The sequence below is a fragment of the Pseudomonas sp. QS1027 genome (assembly GCF_002814235.1).
Classification (GTDB): domain Bacteria; phylum Pseudomonadota; class Gammaproteobacteria; order Pseudomonadales; family Pseudomonadaceae; genus Aquipseudomonas.
The window spans coordinates 11,732-33,121 of the sequence record NZ_PHSU01000029.1 but is presented as its reverse complement, the minus strand read 5'-3'; the positions used below and the strand labels follow the sequence as shown (position 1 = coordinate 33,121).

Genomic DNA, 21,390 nt, shown 5'->3' with positions numbered 1-21,390 from the left:
GGCGGCGATCAGCGATTGCAAAGCTTGCCCGCTTAAACCTCGGTGTACCAAGGCTGCACGCCGCTATGTTTCTCGTCACGCCCATGAGGCGGCGTTTGAGCGAATGGAACAGCGAATGCAGGCCCATCCAGAAATGATGGTGATCAGGCGTTCTACGGTTGAGCATCCCTTTGGGAATCTGAAGTAGTGGATACTGGGTAATGGACGGCTCTTGCTGCGCCAACTGGCAGGAGCAAGAGCCGAAATGGCTTTGGCGGTACAGGCCTACAATCTGAAAAGGGCAATCGGTGTACTGGGACCAGTGGGTTGATTGCCCTGATGGGATGAATCGCTTCATTTTTGCCGGTGGCAAAAACGCAAATGCCCCGACAAGTCGGGGCATTTGTTTTTCCGAGCCTGCTTCGCCGCGTTTTCACACGGTCTGCGAAGCGCCCCTTTTCATCCATCCGAAGCGAGGAACCAGCCCCTCACTCCCACTCGATTGTAAACAACAGATATAAATCCATAAATATCATTGGCTTATGACACGAAATTTTCTAGATGCCATGAAATGTGCCATATCCTGTCATGTAGACAATAGCTTGCGCTCTGCGTCGGCAAGACTCCACCCCTCATCCTGCCCGAACGCCTTGGCCATCTGTCGCAATAGGATGGCCAACTCGGCCGAGTCGCCGTTACGGCGCACTTCGGTCAGCAGCTCGGCCGCATAGGCCGGATCGGCGTGGAACTGCTCGGCCATTGCCTCGTCGTGTGGTAGGTCTTTCATCTGGAGCCATCCTCTTTGTTGAGGGCACGGTACAGGGTGACGCAATACACGCCCAGGGGCGCCGCGACTTCGGTTGTCGTTTGCTCCCCTCCGCCATCAGACGCCGCATAGATAATGAGGTATCGGCTGAGTCACATTGCTTAACAAAATTAAGCGGAAAACAAAAAAAACGCAGCCGAATTAAAAGCATAGAAATATCAATAGCTTAGCGAAAGCCACAGCAGCTCAACAAAAATTGGCACTGCGCTGACAGAGTACCGCACGCAATCGGGGCTTGACCGCTCAGGTGGCGGGTGGCTATCTTCTCGCATCGACACAACAATTTTGTTGCATCATGATCCCATCTCTTGTAAATCCGAACCAAAGCCCTTGGCCAGTTTTGCCAGCGGGAATTCACATCGCCACTATGGCAGAGGTGGAGCAGGTGTTTGCTATCAACGCGAAGCGTCGACGCCTTTTCGTCGGAATGCAATCCGCGTTCATAGCATTGCGAACTGCCGGCTGTCGCACTGTCTATTTGGACGGCAGCTACGTCACGGCCAAGCCTCAGCCAGGTGACTACGACGTATGCTGGGACCCTGCCGGTGTGACCCGTGAAAAAATCGACCCTGTATTCCTTGATTTCCGTGATAAGCGAAGGAATCAGAAATTGAAATACGGGGGGGAATTCTTCCCCTTTGGCGCCCCGGCCGAACCAGGAAAGACATTCCTGGAGTTTTTCCAGAATGATCGATTTACAGGTCATCCTAAAGGAATCTTATCCATCGATTTGACTTGCGAGCCCCTTGAGTGTGGGAGAGCACGAGAATGATATATAACGAAAGGCAATATCAGTCAGCACACAAACAATTTGAAAAGCTTAGCGAATCGCTAACTGCTTTCAAACCCTCTGGAGTCGAGTGGTTGGACTCGGCTCAGCTTGATGCTTTGGAATCCCAAATCCTAGATATAAAGTCTGAGATTAAGGAGTATGAGTTAATTAAGGAAGGGAAAGTTTCCTACTCAGAGTGTTCTGGCTTGTCAGAGCTACCTAAGACTCTTATATACGCTCGAATTGGGTTGGGATTAACGCAAAAAGATCTTGCTGAGAAATTAGGGATTCCAACACAGCAGCTTCAGAGATATGAGGCCTCTAGTTATATGGGAGCCAGCCTTTCTCGTCTTATTTCTGTAGCTGAAGTACTGAATGTAAAAGTTCGCGAATCATGGTCAGGTGCCAAGGCGAATGCTGCCGACTCGGTTTTTTGCTGGAATAGCGTAGAGAATATCGATTGGACGATGTTCCCTGCGAAAGAAATGGTTAAGCGCGGTTGGATTACAGTAAAAAAAGGGATTAGTGCTGTAGATCAAGTCAGAGATTACTTTATTAGTGGCGGCGGGCAATATACTCCAGCCCTGCATAGGAAGAAGTTTCATGGGGAGAATAAGCCCAATGAATATGCTTTATTAGCTTGGCAGGCTCGCGTATTAGAGCTAGCTAGAGAAGAGGTGGCGTCTGGAGCTGTTTCTGAATACAGCCATACGGATAGCTGGATGAAAGAACTATCTTCCTTAACGCAGATTGAGGGCGCGCCCCTAGCGGCTAAAAAATTCTTAGCTGAGAAAGGGATAGTGTTGGTTCTAGAAAAGCATTTACCTGGCACGTACCTTGACGGGGCTGCCATGGTGCTTGAGACAGGGCATCCAGTTGTTGCGCTCACATTGAGATATGATCGTTTAGATAATTTCTGGTTTGTGCTATTTCATGAGCTTGCTCATATATCTCTTCATATATTTGACTCCCTCCAAATGGACTACTTTGATGAGGAAGGAGGTGGTGAAGGTGATTTGGTTGAGCGAGAAGCCGATGAATTCGCTTTAGAGGCTTTGATAAGCAGCGAGTCTTGGGATTCATGCATTTCTAGATTTTCAATGACTCCAGAAGCTGTGCGGCTTGATGCGGAAAGAATAGGCATTCATCCAAGTATTTTGGCGGGAAGAATCCGAAAGGAAAGCAATAACTATCATGTGCTTTCTGAGTTTTTGGGGCAGGGAAAAGTACGCTCCTGTTTTGAGGAACAGCTATGAAAATCAGCAGTGAAAAGTATGTGCCAGTTCTAAAGTGGCGACAGGGCGAGTACCAAGCGCTTTTCACTCTGAAGGCTGAGGTGAAGGATAAAGTCGTTCCACTTCTAGTGATACCTCCTAGGGAGTATGATTTCGAAGAGGGGAGAATGAAAAAGACAGTCCATGAGCACGTCGAAACCTTCCCGAAACGGCTCTATACCAAATGGAGCAGTCGGCTTGCACTCGTCGACCTCCACGACTCTCTAGAAGATGAAGTGATGGATGATGGGCGCCCAGTCATTGAGTTCGTGCTAAATGAAGCTGTTGATTTGGGTTGTAATGTCCGCCCAGTAGTTGGCCTCTCTAAAAGTGGCTCTTACATTTCCTGTATTCGCTCGTTTTTAATCGCTCATAAGACCGGGATTGTTTTAAGACTCAAACTGGATGAGCTTCTCAAACCATCAGTGGATGCGGATCTAGCAGCGCTGATGAGTTCGCTCGGCGTATCTTCTTGGAAAGAGGTGGATTTAGTTGTTGATCTAGGAGAGCCCACAAACTTCGAGCCGTATGGCCTGCTTGCTAAAATAGTCGCAGGAGCGGTAAATAAAATGAGTGGGTGTAGCGCATGCCGATCTCTTATTTTTGTTGCGACATCGCTAAAACTCCGCGATATAAAAAAGCCAGGTGCAATTCAAAAGCGGCACGAGTGGGGACTTTTTCCCAGCTTGCGTGCAGAGATGGCTAAAACGATATACGCGCCTTGTTTTGGAGACTACTCCATTGAGTCACCTTCATTTTTAAGCCTAGATATGCGCAAAATGAAGCCTGCCGGAAAAATTGTATACACTATAGATGACTCTTGGTTTGTACCAAAGGGCGGTGCATTTCGAGGTAATGAAGCCCAGATGATTGACCACTGTAAGGCCATCATATCTTCTGGCAAATATTCAACTAGCAGCTTTAGCAAAGGCGATGAAAGAATTGATGAAACCGCTAACAAGCTTAACAATTGCGGCAACTTGACTACTTGGAAATGGGTTGGCGTCAATCATCACATAACATTTGTTGTGAGGCAGCTCTCCAGTCTTTACGGCCCATAAACTTAACCTTGATCCACTGGGTCAGTTCCTGTGCGGTAAGGGTTGGAGGGATCAACTGATAAAGTTTTTCTCTGGACTGATTAAGATGTTTTTCTTCCACGCCCAGCACTGTAAGCAACTCGATTATTTCTCTTCGCCAGAGAAAGTGAGCCATGGCCGTAATTTCTAGCTGTGGATTTTTTTTGGGGCGTTTTATAGTTTTGAATGCCACCGCCCCCTTAGCACCCTTGGTCGCGACGATCAGACCGCACCAAGATGGAAGAATGGTCATTATTTTTTGAATATGATTTGGAGCGGATATTACTGAAATTTTTTCAAAGCATTTTGAATACTCTGATAACTGCTCAGGCAGGCGATTTATAGTGTCTTTTGAACTTTTGATTTCAAAGCAATGAAAAGTCCCGTTCAGAACTGCTATATCTGCTCTGTTTTTTCCGTGAGCAATACCAAGCTCGTCTATTACAATAGTGTTTGGGCAGTCGTGGAAGTGTTGTAAGCGCTTCTTGTGAAAGTGCCGCCTTATTTCAATGTCCCGACTTTCCATTTGATATTCTCCGTCTAAATCTATGCCGTAGACTGTTGCTCCATCTCAGGCACCGCGAATTCTACCGTATTCACTCTACGCCTGCGATCAAACTTCACCAACAGACAATCAATTTCTACCTTTTGACTCTAGCTTGTGGATGCGAACCGACGAGTGGCGCCAAGCAGCGCTCTGAGGAAAGGTCCGTTTGGGTAACCCACCAAGCTAGCCCCAAGCAGCAGATTGAGCACTGCGCACCTTCAACGTGTGTTCCCGAGGTTTCACAAGTCCAGGGCTGCATGGGCGGAGCACCCCCCATGTTAAGAACCATTCTCAAATCAGTCTGAGGTTTGTGACGAAAGGCCGAGGTCGGCTTCAAACTCCCTCAACTTTCGGCATTAGGCGAAAGTCGTTTTCGTATCAGGATCATGCAAACCGAATTCAGGGAAGGGCCGCAATAAAACCCAACGGGTTATCGCGGCCTCAGCAGAGTGTTGAGTAAAAATCAGCAGACGCGCCGCTCGGCCATCAGGCCACGCCGTTGAATCACCGCGAAGACATCATTGACGTCCTGCAACAGGATTCGACTGATGTTGGCGATAGAAGCAATGTCACCTGGATCGCTGTCATTCAAGCTACAACAAGAAAAAAGACTCAGGATATTACCCAAGGCACCGATGCGCTCGCTGACGCAGGCATGCAGGTCAACCAAGGGAGCATGGCTATCGATGTACAGGACTGGGCGCTCGGAAGCTACTGTATCGACGGGGGTAAAGCGTTCGTTACTTTGCATGGTAGGAATTCCCTTAAATGTCTTAAAGGGTCACCACCGTCCGCTGCGAAACGAAATGGGTGGCAACTGTGCGCGGGTTCGCAGACCGGTAATTCCAACCATAAACCCGGCAGACCCGAAGGTCTCCCACGCACAGTCGCCATGGAAGCTTATTGGAGGCGAGAGAAAACGCCAACAACAGGCTTGCGGCGCTGTTGGTTAGAATGTGTACGGACTGCGAAATCCGTTCGCTGATTTAGCAGCGAAGCACAGACTATAAGCGCCTATCAGCTCACCAGGCGATCAGAGTAATGAGTGCAATTGTGTCGGAGTGTGATGCCTCCAAAGACCATCAGACTTGAATCCCCGAAGCATCCGAGCACAAATGAAAATGCCAGTCAGCGTGACTGACTGGCATTGGGCTAAAGCGCCTATTCTTCACCCCGCTGACGCGAGGATGAAGCCATCATTCCCACTCAATCGTCGCCGGCGGCTTGCTCGACACGTCGTAGGTAACGCGGGAGATGCCTTCGATTTCGTTGATGATCCGGCCGCTGACGGTTTCCAGCAGCTCGTACGGCAGGTGCGCCCAGCGGGCGGTCATGAAGTCGATGGTTTCCACCGCACGCAGGGCCACGACCCAGGCGTAACGACGGCCATCACCGACCACACCCACCGATTTCACCGGCTGGAACACCACGAATGCCTGGCTGACCTTGTGGTACCAGTCGGCCTTGCGCAGTTCTTCGATAAAGATATGGTCGGCGCGACGCAGCAGGTCGGCGTATTCCTTCTTCACTTCACCGAGGATCCGCACGCCCAGGCCCGGGCCCGGGAACGGGTGACGGTAGACCATGTCGTACGGCAGGCCGAGCTCAAGGCCGAGGCGACGGACCTCGTCCTTGAACAGCTCGCGCAGCGGCTCGACCAGCTTGAGGTTCATCTCTTCCGGCAAGCCACCCACGTTGTGGTGGGACTTGATCACGTGGGCCTTGCCGCTTTTCGCGCCAGCCGACTCGATCACGTCCGGGTAGATGGTGCCCTGGGCCAGGTACTTGATGTTGTCCAGTTTGTTGGACTGGGCATCAAACACGTCGATGAAGGTGCGACCGATGATCTTGCGCTTCTTCTCCGGGTCCGACTCGCCGGCCAGGTTGTTCAGGAACTGCTCTTCGGCGTTGGCGCGGATCACCTTGACGCCCATGTTCTCGGCGAACATGGCCATCACTTGCTCGCCTTCGTGCAGGCGCAGCAGGCCGTTGTCGACGAAGACGCAGGTCAGCTGGTCGCCGATGGCCTTGTGCAGCAGCGCCGCAACCACCGAGGAGTCAACACCGCCGGACAGGCCCAGCAGGACATTGTCGGTACCGACCTGGGCACGGACGTTGGCGATGGCGTCTTCAGCGATTTTCGATGGCGTCCACAGTGCTTCGCAGCCGCAGATATCGAGGATGAAGCGCGACAGGATGCGACCGCCCTGCTTGGTGTGGGTCACTTCCGGGTGGAACTGCACGCCGTAGTAACGCAGGTCGTCGTTGAACATGCCGGCAATCGGGCAGCTCGGGGTGCTGGCCAGGACGTGGAAGTCTTCCGGCATCCGGGTGACCTTGTCGCCGTGGCTCATCCAGACGTCGAGGCCGAACAGGCCGTCGGCGTCGACGTGGTCTTCGATGCCATCGAGCAGGAGGCTCTTGCCGACCACATCAACACGGGCATAACCGAACTCACGCAGCTCGGAACCTTCGACCTTGCCACCCAGCTGCTCGGCCATGGTCTGCATGCCGTAGCAGATACCGAAGACCGGAACGCCCAGGTCAAACACGGCTTGCGGGCAGCGAGGGCTGTTGGCTTCGTGCACGGACTCGGGACCGCCGGCGAGGATGACGCCTTTGGGAGCGAATTCGCGAATCGCTTCGTCGTCCATGTCGAACGGATGCAGTTCGCAGTACACGCCGATTTCACGCACGCGGCGGGCAATCAGCTGGGTGTACTGGGAACCGAAGTCGAGGATCAGGATGCGGTGGGCGTGAATGTCGAGGGCCATGAGTCATTCTCGTCAGTGAAATCAGAAACAACACGGGGCTGTCATCAACAGCCCCGGTTCAAATTCGTCAATCGCCTCCCGACCTCGGCCAGGAGGCGATCACTATCAACCTACGCGATAGTTTGGAGCTTCCTTGGTGATCTGCACGTCGTGAACGTGAGATTCAGCCATGCCGGCACCGGTGATACGCACGAATTCAGGCTTGGTGCGCATTTCTTCGATGTCGGCGCTGCCGGTGTAGCCCATCGAGGAGCGCAGGCCGCCCATCAGTTGATGGACGATGGCGCTCAGGCTGCCCTTGTAGGGAACACGCCCTTCGATGCCTTCCGGTACCAGCTTCTCGGCACCCGCGGAGGAGTCCTGGAAGTAGCGGTCGGAGGACCCCTGGGACTGCGACATCGCACCCAGCGAACCCATGCCGCGGTAAGCCTTGTAGGAACGGCCCTGGAACAGTTCGATTTCGCCCGGCGCCTCTTCGGTACCAGCGAACATCGAGCCCATCATCACGCAGGAAGCACCGGCCACGATGGCCTTGGACAGGTCACCGGAGAAACGGATGCCGCCGTCGGCGATCAACGGTACGCCGGTGCCTTCAAGGGCGGCGGCGACGTTGGCGATGGCACTGATTTGCGGTACGCCGACACCGGCGACGATACGGGTGGTGCAGATCGAGCCAGGGCCGATACCGACCTTGACCGCATCCGCGCCCGCTTCGGCGAGGGCCTTGGCAGCAGCGCCGGTGGCAATGTTGCCGCCGATCACCTGGACTTCAGGGAAGTTCTGCTTGACCCAGCGCACGCGGTCGATCACGCCTTTGGAGTGACCGTGGGCGGTGTCGACCACCACCACATCAACACCGGCATTGACCAGTGCGGCAACACGATCGGCGGTGTCTTTACCGGTGCCGACTGCGGCGCCGACACGAAGACGACCTTGGTCGTCCTTGCTGGCCAGCGGGTAGGCCTTGGATTTTTCGATGTCCTTGACGGTCATCATGCCCTTGAGGGCAAACTTGTCGTCGACGATCAGGACTTTTTCCAGACGGTGCTTGTGCAGCAACTCGCGGACTTCGTTCTTGTCGGCGCCTTCGCGGACCGTGACCAGGCGCTCTTTAGGCGTCATCACTTCACGAACCGGGACATCCATGCGGGTTTCGAAACGCACGTCACGGGAAGTGACGATGCCGACCAGGTCGCCGTCGTGCAGCACCGGCACGCCGGAGATGTTGTGCATGCGGGTCAGTTCGAGCAGCTCACGCACCGTGGCATCGGCCTCGATGGTGATCGGGTCCTTGACCACACCGGCTTCGAACTTCTTGACCTTGCGCACTTCGGCAGCTTGCTGCTCGATGGTCATGTTCTTGTGGATGATGCCAATACCGCCTTCCTGGGCCATGGCAATGGCCAGACGGGCTTCGGTCACGGTGTCCATGGCGGCGGAAACCAGCGGAATATTCAGCTCGATGCCACGGGTAAGGCGGGTCTTGAGACTGACTTCGTTAGGGAGTACCTCGGAATAACCGGGCACTAGGAGAATGTCGTCGAAGGTCAGAGCTTCTTGGCTGATACGCAGCATCGCGGGGGCTCCCGAGCGGGAAAATGGAAGCGCGCCATTATACTCAGATGGGCCCCTGGGCTCAATGTAAACCTTGGCTTATTTAAAGCTCCACTTTTACCCAGGCGACGGGCTGATCCAGCCAGTCGGCGAACTCGTCGAGAAAGCTCTGCTTGAAGCCGGCCTCGGCCCAGTTATTGAAGATAAAACCGAGGTTGGAGAACGCGCATTCCTGCAGGAACAGAAAGCCATTGATATCGTCTTCATGGCCGCACAGCGGGCAGATGAAGTTCTCGGTGCGCCCTGGCATCCACTCTTCGAGGCTGTCGAACAACGCCTCGCCGACTTCCTTGCGGCACTCGGCGCAGCCCGCCTCTTCGAGAAAGCCCTTGGCCGGGGTATAGATGCAGCGCTTGGTGACGATCTCCAGGCCGTTGATCGGCTCATTGAACGGCAGCGCATCCGGGTGCAGGACCACGCTGGCGGCGCCCGGGGCAATGGCATGGGCCATGCGGTTGCCGGTGCGCCCGCAGGTGCTCAGTTGCTCCTCGATGATGTTCTTGCGCACCAGCCAGCGCACGATGGCCCGGGCCCGGGGTTCGTGGACCGGCAAGGTGGAAATCTTCGGGACGATGATGCTTTGAGAATTCATGGGGACGGCCTGGAGCGTTTGCGACCCGGCAGCTTAATCCCTGAAACCCCGAGGTCAAGTGCTGAAGTAACGGGTGATCAGGGCAATCCCACTGGCCAGCACCAACCAGGTCACCAGGCGCACGAAGGCTTCGCGCGACAGCCTGCGGATCAGACGCCGACCGATCCACAAGCCCAATGCCATCGCCGGCAGCAAACACACCGCCAACATCAATAAGGGTAGCTCGGCATAGACACCGGCGATCATGAACAGCGACAGACGCACCACCGTGCTGCAACTGATCAGCGCGCTTTGGGTAGCCCGGGCCGGCTCCTTGGGCAAGCGGCTGTTGAGGTAGATCGCATAAAGGAAGCCGCCGCTGCCAAACAACGCGCCGAACATACCGCCCACGACCCCCATCGGCACCGCCCATCCCGCCGCCAGTTGCGTCGGTCGCGCCTTCACCAACAGGCTGTAGACCGCATAGGCGCTGATAAACAAGCCCATCAGCAGCAACAGGATGTCGGACTTGAGGTTCAACAGGAAGATCACCCCCAGGGTGCAACCCACCGCCATGCACGGCAGCAACCGCAGCAACTCGGGCTTGGCGACATCCTTGCGCGAAGGCAGCAGATTGCCAAAGGCCGCGACAAAATCCAGCAGCACCAGCAAGGGCACGATTTTCGACAGCGGCATGAACAGGATCAGGATCGGCCCCGCCACCAGCGCCGTGCCGAAACCCGCCACGCCGAAGACGATATAGGCCAGGGCCACGCCCAGCTCCACCACCAGCCAATCGGTGGCGCTGAACGGCCACTGGTTCAATAGGGCAACAAGACTCATGAAGAACACTTCCACAATGGGTTCGATTGACTTTAGCCAGTGGCGAGCCTTGCGACTAATATATTCAAAGCCCGTTACTCATCTCGAAAAGGCATGACTCGTGATTTCCACCCGCCAACTGCGCTACTTCGTCGAGATCGCCGAATCCGGCAGTTTCAGTGCCGCCGCCGAACGCCTGTTTATCGCGCAGTCGGCCTTGAGCCGGCAGATCAAGGAACTGGAAAACCATTTGCAGACGCCCTTGTTCGAACGTACGGCGCGCCAGCCGAGACTGACCGCGGCAGGCGAGGCTTTTTATCCGCGGGCGAGGAATCTGCTGAGCGAGCTGAACAAGGCCAGCGAGTTGGCGACCCAGGTGGGCAAAGGGCAGCTAGGGACCTTGCGCCTGAGTCACTCCAGCACGGTGCCGATGAGCGGTCGATTGCTGCGGGCGATCAGTCATTTTCTGGAGCAGAGTCCGGGGGCGTCGATGGATATCGTCAAGCTGTCCTCCGAAGCCCAGCTCGAAGAACTGGCCGAGGGACGGCTGGATATCGGCCTGTTGCGCCTGCCGGTACTGCGCCAGCGCGAGGGCGTGCAGATCCTGCCGCTGTTCAGCGAGCGCCTGTTGCTGGCGGTGCCGCCGAACCATCCATTGGCGAGTTCGACCGAAGCCGTCGACCTGGCGGTGCTGAAGGACGAAGCCTTTATTTCCATTCCGCATCCGCAGCGCGGTGGCTTGAGTTATCTCTCGGCCGAATTGTGTATGCGCCAGGGGTTCTTTCCACGGGCGGCGCGGGTGGTGTCGCGCAAGACCACCCAGTTGCAGTTGATCCAGGCCGGGTTCGGTATCGCGCTGCTGCCCGAATCGATGCAGGACATCGCCCCGACGAACATTCACTTTCTGCCGCTCAAGGACCCGGATTGCCAGAGTACCCTGGCCCTGGCCTGCCGCCAGGAGCCGACGCCGCTGGTGGCGCAGTTTGTCGAGCGGTTCAGCGAAGACCTTCAACGTCCCTGAAAACACCGCCAAACTCATAGGAGCAGGGCTTGTGTGGGAGCGGAGCTTGCCCGCGAAGCTTTTAGCGCCCTCGCGGCCGCCTTCGCGAGCAAGCTCTGCTCCCACATTAGATTCGGGCAGCAGACAAAATCTGCGCTCGACGACATAACGTAGAGATTGCCGGTCGAATGCCTTTATCATGCGCCCCATGATTAAAGATCCCTTTTCACGCCTGGGCCTCGACCGCGAAGTGCTCACTGTCAGCCAGCTCAACGGCCGCGCCCGGGTGTTGCTCGAAGACGTGTTCAGCAATATCTGGGTCGAAGGCGAAATCTCCAACCTCGCCCGCCCGGCGTCCGGCCATATCTATTTCACCCTCAAGGACAGCGGCGCCCAGGTGCGTTGCGCACTGTTCCGGCAGAACGCCGCCCGGGTGCGCCAGGCACTGAAGGACGGCCTGGCGGTGAAGGTCCGGGGCAAGGTCTCGCTGTTCGAAGGCCGCGGCGACTACCAACTGATTCTCGACACCGTGGAACCCGCCGGTGATGGCGCCCTGCGCCTGGCTTTCGATGCGCTGAAGGAAAAACTCAGTGCCGAAGGCCTGTTCAGCGCCGAGCGCAAGGTCCCGCTGCCCGCCCACCCGCAACGCATCGGTATTATCAGTTCGCCCACCGGCGCGGTGATCCGCGACATCATCAGCGTGTTCCGCCGCCGTGCGCCACAGGTCGAACTGACACTGATCCCCACCGCCGTACAGGGCCGCGAAGCCATAGGGCAAATCGTCCGGGCCCTCAAGCTGGCCGATGCCAAGGGTTTCGACGCGCTGATCCTGGCCCGTGGCGGCGGTTCGCTGGAAGACCTCTGGTGCTTCAACGAAGAAGCCGTGGCCCGGGCGGTGGACGCCTGCGTCACGCCAATCGTCAGTGCCATCGGCCATGAAACCGATGTGTCCATCAGCGACTTTGTCGCCGACGTCCGCGCCCCGACCCCTTCCGCCGCCGCCGAGTTGCTGGCCCCGGACTCCAGCGACCTGCAACGCCGGGTCGAGAGCCTGCACCGCCGTTTGGTGATGCGTATCCGCGACCGCCTCATGCGCGACCGCCTGCGCCTCGACGGCCTGGCCCGACGCCTGCGCCACCCCGGCGAACGCCTGCGTCAGCAGGCCCAGCGCCTGGATGACCTGGACATGCGCATGCGCCGGGCGTTCGAGCGCCAGCTCAATACCCGCCGGGAAAAACTGATCCGCCTGGAAACCCGCCTCGCCGGGCAGCACCCGGGACGTCAGTTGGCCCTGTTGCGCCAACGCCTGGACAGTCTCTCCGAACGCCTGCCCCGGGCCATGCGCGAAGGCCTGAAAGCCCGGCGCCTGCAACTGCAAAGCCAGATGCAGACACTTCATGTAGTCAGTCCCCTGGCCACACTCGGCCGTGGCTACAGTATCCTGCTGGACGAACGTGGCCAGGCGATCCGCAGTGCCGAGCAGACCCACACCGGCCAACGCCTGAAGGCCAAACTCGGTGAGGGAGAATTGCAGGTACGGGTCGAGGACAACCACCTGACACCGGTCACCCTTTCTTTACTGGACTGATTCTCAAGGGATCTGAGCATGCCCCGTTTTCTTGGCGCCCTGCTGTTGCTGGGCCTTGCCTTCAACGCCCACGCCGACAGCTATCTCACCCGCCTGCTGAACAAGCCGGTGCCCGGCGGCGTGGCCGTCGTCGATCTCGGCCCGAACGCCCAGGCGCCCAAGGCCAGCTACCAGGGCAAGCCGGTGCTGGTGGTCAAGGAACAGAACAGTTGGCTGGCGATTGTCGGTATTCCCCTGACGGTGAAGCCCGGCAGCCAACAGATCAGTTCGGCCGGTCGCAGCTTGAGTTTCAATGTCGGCGGCAAAAAATACCCGGAGCAGCACATCACGCTGAAAAACAAGCGCCTGGTGAATCCGAACCCCGAAGACGTCAAACGCATTGATGCAGAACTCGTCGCTCAACTGGCGGCCTATCGCACCTTCAGCCCCGTGACCCCAAGCAACCTGCTGCTGGACAAGCCGGTGAACGGTCCACTGTCGAGCAAGTTCGGCGTGCGGCGCTTCTTCAATGGCGAAGAGCGCAATCCACATTCAGGCCTGGATTTCGCGGTGCCCACCGGCACTCCGATCAAGGCACCGGCGAACGGCAAGGTGATCCTGACCGGAAATTACTTCTACAACGGAAACACAGTCTTCGTCGATCACGGCCAAGGCTTTATCAGCATGTTCTGCCACCTCTCCAGGATTGATGTCAAAGCAGGTCAATCCCTGACACGCGGCGCGGTGGTCGGCTTGGTCGGTTCGACAGGGCGAGCGACGGGACCGCACCTTCACTGGAATATCAGCCTGAATGAAACCCGGGTCGATCCAGCAATCTTTATCGGCGCGTTCCAGCCCTGATCCCCGAGACACCGCGCTCCCCTGTAGGAGCCAAGGCGCCATAACCAGCTCCAGCAAAGATTGCGCAGGTCCAAAATAGTGCGCAATTGTTCTAGACTTTCAGCCGTTCCAGCAGAATAAAATCTCGGAAAAGACAATTTTCCGAGTATTCCTCTCAATTTTCCCCACAGGCTTGCCATCTTTCACCCCAGTGGTTAGGGTTGAAGCATGAAAACTTCTCACACCCTCATCCAGCGACGTCAACATCGCAGCCTCTGCCTCGTCAGCGCACGACTGCCAGGCTGAATCGAACGACCTCGTCCCCGGTTTTCTCCCTGATAACGCATTACCGGCTGGCCGCCTTTTTTCGGCCCTGACCCCAAGGAATTTTTCCATGAGCATGCTCAAAGACCCGTCTTCGAAGTACCGTGCGTTTCCGACCATCGACCTCCCGGACCGCACCTGGCCGTCGAAAACCATCACCGCCGCGCCGATCTGGTGCAGCTCCGACCTGCGCGACGGCAACCAGTCGCTGATCGAGCCGATGGATGCGGTCAAAAAACTGCGCTTCTGGAAAACCCTGGTCAGCGTCGGCGTGAAAGAAATCGAAGCCTCCTTCCCGGCCGCTTCGCAAACCGACTTCGACTTCGTGCGGACCCTGATCGAAGACAACCACATCCCCGAGGACACCACCATCCAGGTGCTGACCCAGGGCCGTGAAGACTTGATCGAGCGCACCTTCGAATCCCTGCGCGGGGCGAAGAAAGCCATCGTTCACCTGTACAACGCCACCTCGCCGTCCTTCCGCCGCATTGTCTTCAACCAGGACAAGGACGGGATCAAGGCCATCGCGGTCAACGCCGCCAAGCTGTTCGTCAAATACGCCGCCCTGCAGCCGGACACCCAGTGGCAGTTCGAGTACTCCCCGGAAACCTTCAGCGCCACTGAGCTGGAGTTCGCCAAGGAAGTCTGCGACGCCGTGATCGAAGTCTGGAACCCGACGCCCGAGCACAAGGTGATCCTCAACCTGCCCGCCACGGTCGAGTGCGCCACCCCGAACATCTATGCCGACCAGATCGAGTGGTTCGGTCGCCATATCAACCGTCGTGACAGCGTGATCATCAGCCTGCACACCCACAACGACCGTGGCACCGGCGTGGCCGCCACCGAGCTGGGCCTGATGGCCGGCGCCGACCGCGTCGAAGGCTGCCTGTTCGGCAACGGCGAGCGTACCGGTAACGTCGACCTGGTCACCGTGGCCCTGAACATGTACACCCAGGGTCTCGACCCACAGCTGGACTTCTCCGATATCGACGGCGTGCGCAAGGTGGTCGAAGAGTGCAACCAGATTCCGGTGCACCCACGTCACCCCTATGTCGGCGACCTGGTCCACACCGCCTTCTCCGGCTCCCACCAGGACGCGATCCGCAAGGGCTTCGCCCAGCAGCAAGCCGACGCCCTGTGGGAAGTGCCGTACCTGCCGATCGACCCGGCTGATATCGGTCGCAGCTACGAGGCGGTGATCCGCGTCAACAGCCAGTCGGGCAAGGGCGGTATCGCCTACCTGCTGGAGCAGGAATACGGCATCAGCCTGCCGCGTCGCATGCAGATCGAGTTCAGCCAGGTGGTGCAGCGAGAAACCGACCGCCTCGGCCTGGAAATGACCGCGCAACAGATCCATGCCCTGCTGCACAGCGAGTACCTGCAAGCCAACACCCCGTATGCGCTGGTCAGCCATCGCCTGCAGGAAGAAAACGGCAACAGCGCCGTGGAAGTGGAAGTGTCCGGCAAGGGCCAGGGCGAGACCAACCTGCACTGGCGCGGCAAAGGCAACGGTGCCCTGGAGGCGCTGGTGGCCGGTCTGCCAATACCGGTGGAAATCATGGACTACAACGAGCACGCCATCGGTGCCGGGACCAACGCCAAGGCCGCGGCCTATATCGAGCTGCGGGTGAACGGTGAACGTGCGGTGCACGGCGTGGGGATCGATGAAAACATCACCACCGCCAGCTTCAAGGCGCTGTTCAGCGCACTGAACCGCTCGTTGAGCCAGCTGGATACCAGCAAGGCGGCGTAAGCGTCGACTGAAATGAAGAGGCCCCGGTGGTGTGAACCCCCGGGGCCTTTTTTATGCTTCGACGTTACTGATGCAACTCGAAGCTGTCCGCATCCAGATAGGCCGGAAACCGCGTCCGATAGGCCGCCAGTTCCGCCGCACTCAAGGTGACCTGGAACACGCCATCGGCCTCCCCCGCTCCCAGCAGCGACTCGCCCTGGAAATCCAGGACCTGGCTGTCGCCGGTATAGGCGAAGCCCTTGCCATCGATGCCGACCCGATTCACTGCCGCCACATAACACAGGTTTTCAATCGCCCGCGCCGGCAACAAGCGGTTCCAGTGCAAGCGCCGCGCACCCGGCCAGTTGGCGGTGTACAGCAGCAGGTCGGTGTCCTGGGCATCGCGGCTCCACACCGGGAAACGCAGGTCGTAGCAGATCAGCGGACGCACCCGCCAGCCCTTGAGCTCGAACTGCATCTGGCGCTCGCCCGGGGTGTAGTGGTTGTGCTCGCCGGCCATGCGGAACAGGTGGCGCTTGTCGTAGTGCAGCACCTCGCCATCCGGCCGCGCCCACAACAGGCGGTTGCGATGACTACCATCGGCGGCGCGGACGATCACGCTGCCGGTGATCACTGCATCGAGCTTTTTCGCCTGTTCACGCAGCCAATCGCTGGTCGGGCCGTTTTCGGCTTCGGCCAGGGTCTGCGACTCCATGGAGAAACCGGTAGTGAACATCTCCGGCAGGATCACCAGATCAGCCCCCGCGGCCTGCTCCAGCAGTACGTCGAAATGCTCCAGGTTGGCCTGACGGTCATGCCAGGCCAGGGTGGTCTGCACCAACGCGACCTTCAGGTCCGGCAACGCACTCAGATCACGCATAGTTTTGCCGCTGCTTCACGCAGCGTCTCCTCGCGCTTGGCAAAACACAGGCGTACCAGGCGCTGTCCTTCCGGCGGGTTCTGATAGAACACCGACACCGGAATGCTCGCCACGCCATGTTCGCGGGTCATCCACACGGCCATGTCGACGTCGTTCAGATCCGGGCGGATCTGCGAGTAGTCGACCAACTGGAAGTAAGTCCCCGCCGCCCGCTTGAAGCTGAACCGCGATTCGCCGAGCAAATCGCAGAACAGGTCGCGTTTTTCCTGATAGAACGCCGGCAGTTCCTCGACATGCTCCGGGCGCATCGCCATGAAGTCAGACAACGCATACTGCAACGGCGTCACGCCGCAGAAGCTGACGTACTGGTGGACCTTGCGCAGTTCGGCGGTGAGGGCCGGCGGCGCCACCACATAACCGGTTTTCCAGCCCGTGACGTGGTAGGTCTTGCCGAACGAACTGACCACGAACGCACGCTGATACAGCGCCTCATGGGCCAGGACACTGGCATGGGGCACGCCGTCGAACACCAGGTGCTCATAGACTTCGTCGCTGACCAGATAGATGTCGCGGTCGGCGATCAGTTTTGCCAACTGGTCCAGCTCGGCATGGCTGATCAGCGCGCCACTGGGATTGTGCGGGCTATTGAGGATGATCATGCGCGTGCGCGGGCTCAGCGCATCGGTGAGCTTCTGCCAGTCGATGGAGAAATCATCCAGCCCGAGCTGCACATGCACGCAGCGCCCGCCGGCCAACTCCACCGAAGGTTCGTAACTGTCGTAGCAAGGATCGAAAACGATCACCTCGTCGCCGGGGTGGATCACCGCCTGGATAGCGCAGAAGATCGCCTGGGTCGCACCGGGGGTGATGGTGATCTCCGCATCGGCGTTCACGTGCACGCCATAGCTGCGGGCGATTTTCGTCGCCACCTGCTGGCGCAGGGCCGGCAGCCCGGTCATCGGGGCGTACTGGTTGTGGCCGTTGTTCACATGCCGGCCAACCGCATCACGCAGGGCCTGCGGGCCCTCGAAATCCGGGAAGCCCTGGGACAGGTTGAGCGCGCCGGTTTCCACCGCGAGCGCAGACATACGGGTAAAGATGGTGGTGCCGACATTCGGCAACTTACTGGTGATCATGGGGGCGTTTTCCCTGCTGAACATCCGGCTCTACGGGGCACGGGAGGGTTCGAGGATAACGTAAACACCAGGCATGAAAAAGGGCGCCGAGGCGCCCGTTTTCATGATCCGAATCAGCGTTTCTTGTCGCGACGCTTTTTATCGGCTTGCTTGTGGTGCGACATCATCCGGCGCTTCTTGTTGACCTGGCGGTCGGTCAGCGCGGTCTTCTTGCCTTCGTACGGGTTCTCGCCGCCCTTGAATTCGATGCGGATCGGCGTCCCCACCAACTTCAGTACACGGCGGTAGGTGTTTTCCAGGTAGCGAACATAAGACTTCGGCACCTTCTCCACCTGGTTGCCGTGGATCACGATCAGCGGCGGGTTGGCCCCGCCCAAGTGCGCGTAGCGCAGCTTGATCCGACGGCTGTTGACCATCGGTGGCGCGTGCTCGGTCACCGCATCTTCGAGGATCTGGGTCAGACGGCTGGTCGGCCAGCGGGTCACCGCCGACTTGAAGGAGTTCTGTACCGACTGGTACAGGTTACCCACGCCAGTGCCGTGCAAGGCCGAGATGAAGTGGATGTCGGCGAAGTCGACGAAGAACAACCGACGCTCCAGCTCGATCTTGACGAAATCACGTTCGCCCGAGGTCATGCCGTCCCATTTGTTCAGGGCGATCACCAGCGCACGACCGGACTCCAGGGCAAACCCGAGCAGGTTGAGGTCGTGGTCGACCACCCCTTCGCGAGCGTCCATGACGAAGATCACGACGTTGGCGTCCTTGATCGCCTGCAAGGTTTTCACCACGGAGAACTTTTCGACTTCCTCGTGGATCTTGCCGCGCTTACGCACACCGGCGGTGTCGATCAGCGTGTACTTCTCGTCGTTACGCTCGAACGGGATGTAGATACTGTCACGGGTGGTGCCAGGCTCGTCATAGACGATCACCCGGTCTTCACCGAGCATGCGGTTGACCAGGGTCGATTTGCCGACGTTCGGACGACCGATAATGGCGATCTTGATGCCATCTTTTTCGCTCGGGCCGGGAATGCGCTTGGCTTCTTCACCTTCGGCAACGTCTTCGATCTCGCCGTCTTCCGGCTCGTCTTCGTCGTCTTTCGGGAAGTCGCTCAGGGCGATTTCCAGCATCTGGGTGATGCCGCGACCGTGGGCACCGGCGATCGGGATCGCATCGCCCAGGCCCATCGGGCTGAATTCGGCGCGGGCCATGTCCGGGTCGATGTTATCGACCTTGTTGGCGACCACGTAGGAACGCTTGTTACGTTTGCGCAGGTGCTCGCCGATCATCTGGTCAGCGGCGGTGAAGCCGGCTTTGGCATCCACCAGGAACAGCACGACATCGGCTTCTTCAATGGCCAGCAGCGACTGCTCGGCCATCTTCTCGTCCATGCCATGCTCGTCGCCGGAAATACCGCCGGTGTCGATCAGGATATAGGTGCGCCCTTGCCACTTAGCCTCACCGTATTGGCGATCACGGGTCAGACCGGACAAGTCGCCGACAATGGCGTCGCGAGTCCTGGTCAGGCGGTTGAACAGGGTGGATTTACCGACGTTCGGTCGGCCCACCAGGGCGATTACGGGAACCATGCGGCTCTCCACTTCGTTATTTCAGAAAATACAAAAGCCGCTGCAAGGCAGCGGCTGGTGCTCGGGGCAGCACCGGGAGGTGCCGCAAACCTCATGAAACGAGGCCGCCTGTGGGATCAACGCCGAACCTGTAGGAGCGAGCTTGCTCGCGATGGTCGTTAACGACAACGCGGGGCACTGGTTCTTTCGCGGTGCCCTTACGTTCATCGCGAGCAAGCTCGCTCCTACAAGTGATGCGTTGGGGTACCCCCAAGCATAGTCAAACCTTTACTTGATGGTCAGGGCTTCCAGTTTGCCGCTGTTGCCATACACGTAAATCATGTCACCCATCACCAGCGGACGTGCACGCAGGCCGTCGCTGTCAATGCGCTCGCGACCGACGAAGCGACCGTCCACCTGGCTCAGCAGGTGCAGGTAGCCTTCGAAGTCGCCGACTGCGACGTAGCTGGAGAACACTTCCGGTGCCGACAGCTGGCGACGAGCCAGGGCGTCATTGCTCCAGATCGCCGTGGTGGAACGTTCGTCAACGCCTTCAACCGTGCCGGACGCCAAGGCGACATAGACACTGCCGAAACCCTGGGCAACACCCGAGTAGCTGGAAGCATCACGCTGCCAGAGGACTCGACCGCTTTCCAGGTCCAGTGCCGCCATGCGGCCCTGATAGCTGGCGACATACAGGTTGCCGCCGGACAACAGCAGGCCGCCGTCGATGTCGACGATGCGCTCCAGTTCCGAACGCCCTTGCGGGATGGCCACGCGGGTTTCCCACGCCGGCACGCCGTTATGGGTATCCAGGGCGACCACTTTACCGCTGGACAGACCCGCCACCGCCAGGTGGTTGGTCACCAACGGTGCACCCGTACCACGCAGGGTCAGGACCGCCGGAGTGCTGTCGTACAACCAGCGCTGGTTGCCAGTGTCGGCATCGAGACCGATCACACGGTCGTCCTGGGTCTGCACAACCACCACGTCACCGTTGGTGGCCGGCGGAGCCAGCACTTCGCTGGTCACCTGGGCGCGCCATTTCTGCTCGCCGCTGCTGGCATCCAGGGCAATCACTTCGCCCTTGAGGGTGCCCATCAGCACCAGGCCGTAGCCGACGCCGATGGCGCCGGAAACCGGCACCTCCAGATCTTTCTTCCACTTCACGTCGCCGTTCATGCGATCCATCGCGATCACGACACCAGTGTCATCGGCCGCGTAGATGGTATCGCCGTCAATCGCCGGCACCAGCATGTTGTAGATCTTGCCCTGGCCGTCACCGATGGAACGGCTCCACTCTTTGTGCAGAACCACTTCTTCCTTGAAGGAAGTCAGTTCGGCCGGTGGCAGTTCTTTCTTGCTGTTGCTGCTGCAACCCGCGGCCAGAATGGCCAGAGCCAGCAATGCTGCATGTTTCCAACGGATCACGTCACGCATCCCCTTTGGCCAGGTCGTCCAGCTTGATTTGTAAGCCACCGACCGCTGCTTCATCAGACAGCGCCGCTTTGGCCTTTTGGTACGCGGCATGAGCTTCATCGGTCCGACCCAGTTGAACCAACAGGTCCCCCTTGAGTTCTTCGCGACTGGCCAGGAACGCCTTGTCAGCATCGCCGTCGAGCAGTTTCAGTGCGTCGTCGACCTTGTTCTGTGCCGCCAGCACCTGGGCCAGGCGCTGACGCGCGACTTCGCCCAGGGTGATGTTGGCCGGTTTGTCGGTAATGGCTTTCAGCTCACGAGCGGCGTCGTCCAGTTTACCGGTATCGACCGCAACTTTCGCTACGAACAGGCTGCCGTACTGCGCATAGGCGCTGCCGGCGAAGTCGGTGTTGAGCTTGTTGGCCAGGTCCGCCACGCGTCCAGGGTCGGGCTTGCCGTCCGGCGTCAGCGTCGTTTCCAGCAGTTGCTGATAAAGCACCGAGGCGCCTTGCGCCTGGTTGCTCTGGTATTTGTGCCAGGCCTGCCAGCCGAACACCACCACCAGGGCCAGCAAGCCGCCAGTGACCAGGGGTTTGCCGTTACGCTGCCACCAGTCCTTCAACTCCGCCAACTGATCATCTTCGGTACTCGACACCCCAATACTCC

General features: G+C 58.3%; 19 protein-coding genes and 2 pseudogenes. 9 read left to right on the top strand and 12 right to left on the bottom strand.

What is annotated here, in order from left to right; genetic code table 11:
- Positions 1 to 327 (top strand): annotated as a pseudogene (locus CWE01_RS24470) (transposase); the annotation flags it as partial.
- A gap of 238 nt (positions 328 to 565) precedes the next feature.
- Here CWE01_RS24470 and CWE01_RS24465 read toward each other — a convergent pair.
- Positions 566 to 766 carry a transcriptional regulator gene (locus tag CWE01_RS24465; protein WP_100943121.1) on the bottom strand — a complete coding sequence of 67 codons (201 nt, stop codon included), beginning with the start codon at positions 764 to 766 and terminating at the stop codon, positions 566 to 568.
- Positions 767 to 1,040: 274 nt separating this feature from the next.
- On the opposite strand from CWE01_RS24465, the gene CWE01_RS24460 reads away from it, so the two are divergent.
- The 3 genes from CWE01_RS24460 to CWE01_RS24450 are packed head-to-tail and all read left to right on the top strand — an operon-like array spanning position 1,041 to position 3,912.
- Positions 1,041 to 1,577 carry a hypothetical protein gene (locus CWE01_RS24460; RefSeq protein ID WP_218274296.1) on the top strand — a complete coding sequence of 179 codons (537 nt, stop codon included), beginning with the start codon at positions 1,041 to 1,043 and terminating at the stop codon, positions 1,575 to 1,577.
- Entirely contained in the window at positions 1,574 to 2,833 is a 1,260-nt protein-coding gene (locus tag CWE01_RS24455) for an XRE family transcriptional regulator (protein ID WP_100943119.1), read from the top strand. Before CWE01_RS24460 ends, CWE01_RS24455 begins: the two co-directional genes overlap by 4 nt.
- Positions 2,830 to 3,912 carry a beta family protein gene (locus CWE01_RS24450; protein WP_100943118.1) on the top strand — a complete coding sequence of 361 codons (1,083 nt, stop codon included), beginning with the start codon at positions 2,830 to 2,832 and terminating at the stop codon, positions 3,910 to 3,912. Before CWE01_RS24455 ends, CWE01_RS24450 begins: the two co-directional genes overlap by 4 nt.
- Here CWE01_RS24450 and CWE01_RS33375 read toward each other — a convergent pair.
- The 6 genes from CWE01_RS33375 to CWE01_RS24420 all read right to left on the bottom strand — a co-directional run bounded on the left by CWE01_RS33375 (position 3,857) and on the right by CWE01_RS24420 (position 10,279).
- A complete protein-coding gene (locus tag CWE01_RS33375; RefSeq protein WP_157815267.1) occupies positions 3,857 to 4,456 on the bottom strand; it encodes a sce7726 family protein in 600 nt (199 codons plus the stop codon). The two genes, CWE01_RS24450 and CWE01_RS33375, sit on opposite strands and share 56 nt — an antisense overlap.
- A 484-nt stretch (positions 4,457 to 4,940) precedes the next feature.
- Entirely contained in the window at positions 4,941 to 5,228 is a 288-nt protein-coding gene (locus CWE01_RS24445; RefSeq protein WP_152740958.1) for a fructose-bisphosphate aldolase, read from the bottom strand.
- Between the two features lie 445 nt (positions 5,229 to 5,673).
- A complete protein-coding gene (gene guaA, locus CWE01_RS24435) occupies positions 5,674 to 7,251 on the bottom strand; it encodes a glutamine-hydrolyzing GMP synthase (RefSeq protein WP_100943115.1) in 1,578 nt (525 codons plus the stop codon).
- Positions 7,252 to 7,356: 105 nt separating this feature from the next.
- Positions 7,357 to 8,826, bottom strand: coding sequence for an IMP dehydrogenase (gene guaB, locus CWE01_RS24430; protein WP_100943114.1), 1,470 nt, complete (start codon positions 8,824 to 8,826; stop codon positions 7,357 to 7,359).
- A gap of 82 nt (positions 8,827 to 8,908) precedes the next feature.
- On the bottom strand, positions 8,909 to 9,457 hold the full coding sequence (locus CWE01_RS24425; protein WP_100943113.1) for a sugar ABC transporter ATPase: 549 nt from the start codon (positions 9,455 to 9,457) through the stop codon (positions 8,909 to 8,911).
- A gap of 54 nt (positions 9,458 to 9,511) precedes the next feature.
- Positions 9,512 to 10,279: a sulfite exporter TauE/SafE family protein gene (locus CWE01_RS24420; RefSeq protein ID WP_100943123.1), complete on the bottom strand. Its 768-nt coding sequence runs from the start codon at positions 10,277 to 10,279 to the stop codon at positions 9,512 to 9,514.
- 100 nt (positions 10,280 to 10,379) lie between these two features.
- Here CWE01_RS24420 and CWE01_RS24415 point away from each other — a divergent pair, with 100 nt between their 5' ends.
- The 4 genes from CWE01_RS24415 to leuA all read left to right on the top strand — a co-directional run bounded on the left by CWE01_RS24415 (position 10,380) and on the right by leuA (position 15,742).
- The gene (locus CWE01_RS24415; protein WP_100943112.1) at positions 10,380 to 11,279 is read left to right on the top strand and encodes a LysR family transcriptional regulator; all 900 of its coding nucleotides are present in this window, start codon (positions 10,380 to 10,382) and stop codon (positions 11,277 to 11,279) included.
- Positions 11,280 to 11,466: 187 nt separating this feature from the next.
- Positions 11,467 to 12,846 (top strand): exodeoxyribonuclease VII large subunit, encoded by a 1,380-nt coding sequence (gene xseA / locus CWE01_RS24410; protein ID WP_177143277.1) that lies wholly within the window; start codon positions 11,467 to 11,469, stop codon positions 12,844 to 12,846.
- An 18-nt stretch (positions 12,847 to 12,864) separates the two neighbouring features.
- Positions 12,865 to 13,686, top strand: coding sequence for a peptidoglycan DD-metalloendopeptidase family protein (locus CWE01_RS24405; protein WP_100943110.1), 822 nt, complete (start codon positions 12,865 to 12,867; stop codon positions 13,684 to 13,686).
- Positions 13,687 to 14,059: 373 nt separating this feature from the next.
- The gene (gene leuA / locus CWE01_RS24395; protein WP_100943108.1) at positions 14,060 to 15,742 is read left to right on the top strand and encodes a 2-isopropylmalate synthase; all 1,683 of its coding nucleotides are present in this window, start codon (positions 14,060 to 14,062) and stop codon (positions 15,740 to 15,742) included.
- A 64-nt stretch (positions 15,743 to 15,806) separates the two neighbouring features.
- Here the strand turns inward: leuA and CWE01_RS24390 are convergent, their stop codons facing one another.
- From CWE01_RS24390 to der, 3 genes are all read right to left on the bottom strand, one after another.
- On the bottom strand, positions 15,807 to 16,601 hold the full coding sequence (locus CWE01_RS24390) for an amidohydrolase (RefSeq protein ID WP_100943122.1): 795 nt from the start codon (positions 16,599 to 16,601) through the stop codon (positions 15,807 to 15,809).
- Entirely contained in the window at positions 16,589 to 17,737 is a 1,149-nt protein-coding gene (locus CWE01_RS24385; protein WP_100943107.1) for a pyridoxal phosphate-dependent aminotransferase, read from the bottom strand. Before CWE01_RS24385 ends, CWE01_RS24390 begins: the two co-directional genes overlap by 13 nt.
- Before the next feature lie 113 nt (positions 17,738 to 17,850).
- Positions 17,851 to 19,326, bottom strand: coding sequence for a ribosome biogenesis GTPase Der (gene der / locus CWE01_RS24380; RefSeq protein ID WP_100943106.1), 1,476 nt, complete (start codon positions 19,324 to 19,326; stop codon positions 17,851 to 17,853).
- Between the two features lie 151 nt (positions 19,327 to 19,477).
- Here der and CWE01_RS33955 point away from each other — a divergent pair.
- Positions 19,478 to 19,555: pseudogene (locus tag CWE01_RS33955) on the top strand (outer membrane lipoprotein carrier protein LolA); the annotation flags it as partial.
- Between the two features lie 38 nt (positions 19,556 to 19,593).
- Here the strand turns inward: CWE01_RS33955 and bamB are convergent.
- Together bamB and CWE01_RS24370 are read right to left on the bottom strand one after the other, a co-directional pair.
- The gene (bamB, locus tag CWE01_RS24375) at positions 19,594 to 20,745 is read right to left on the bottom strand and encodes an outer membrane protein assembly factor BamB (protein ID WP_100943105.1); all 1,152 of its coding nucleotides are present in this window, start codon (positions 20,743 to 20,745) and stop codon (positions 19,594 to 19,596) included.
- The gene (locus CWE01_RS24370) at positions 20,738 to 21,379 is read right to left on the bottom strand and encodes a tetratricopeptide repeat protein (RefSeq protein WP_100943104.1); all 642 of its coding nucleotides are present in this window, start codon (positions 21,377 to 21,379) and stop codon (positions 20,738 to 20,740) included. Before CWE01_RS24370 ends, bamB begins: the two co-directional genes overlap by 8 nt.
- Positions 21,380 to 21,390 lie beyond the last annotated feature (11 nt).

Coding starts and splice junctions, on each gene's coding strand:
- CWE01_RS24465 (WP_100943121.1), bottom strand. CDS start 766: ATGAAAGACCTACCACACGACGAGGCAATGGCCGAGCAGTTCCACGCC.
- CWE01_RS24455 (WP_100943119.1), top strand. CDS start 1,574: ATGATATATAACGAAAGGCAATATCAGTCAGCACACAAACAATTTGAA.
- CWE01_RS24450 (WP_100943118.1), top strand. CDS start 2,830: ATGAAAATCAGCAGTGAAAAGTATGTGCCAGTTCTAAAGTGGCGACAG.
- CWE01_RS33375 (WP_157815267.1), bottom strand. CDS start 4,456: ATGGAAAGTCGGGACATTGAAATAAGGCGGCACTTTCACAAGAAGCGC.
- CWE01_RS24445 (WP_152740958.1), bottom strand. CDS start 5,228: ATGCAAAGTAACGAACGCTTTACCCCCGTCGATACAGTAGCTTCCGAG.
- guaA (WP_100943115.1), bottom strand. CDS start 7,251: ATGGCCCTCGACATTCACGCCCACCGCATCCTGATCCTCGACTTCGGT.
- guaB (WP_100943114.1), bottom strand. CDS start 8,826: ATGCTGCGTATCAGCCAAGAAGCTCTGACCTTCGACGACATTCTCCTA.
- CWE01_RS24425 (WP_100943113.1), bottom strand. CDS start 9,457: ATGAATTCTCAAAGCATCATCGTCCCGAAGATTTCCACCTTGCCGGTC.
- CWE01_RS24420 (WP_100943123.1), bottom strand. CDS start 10,279: ATGAGTCTTGTTGCCCTATTGAACCAGTGGCCGTTCAGCGCCACCGAT.
- xseA (WP_177143277.1), top strand. CDS start 11,467: ATGATTAAAGATCCCTTTTCACGCCTGGGCCTCGACCGCGAAGTGCTC.
- CWE01_RS24405 (WP_100943110.1), top strand. CDS start 12,865: ATGCCCCGTTTTCTTGGCGCCCTGCTGTTGCTGGGCCTTGCCTTCAAC.
- leuA (WP_100943108.1), top strand. CDS start 14,060: ATGAGCATGCTCAAAGACCCGTCTTCGAAGTACCGTGCGTTTCCGACC.
- CWE01_RS24390 (WP_100943122.1), bottom strand. CDS start 16,601: ATGCGTGATCTGAGTGCGTTGCCGGACCTGAAGGTCGCGTTGGTGCAG.
- CWE01_RS24385 (WP_100943107.1), bottom strand. CDS start 17,737: ATGATCACCAGTAAGTTGCCGAATGTCGGCACCACCATCTTTACCCGT.
- der (WP_100943106.1), bottom strand. CDS start 19,326: ATGGTTCCCGTAATCGCCCTGGTGGGCCGACCGAACGTCGGTAAATCC.
- bamB (WP_100943105.1), bottom strand. CDS start 20,745: ATGCGTGACGTGATCCGTTGGAAACATGCAGCATTGCTGGCTCTGGCC.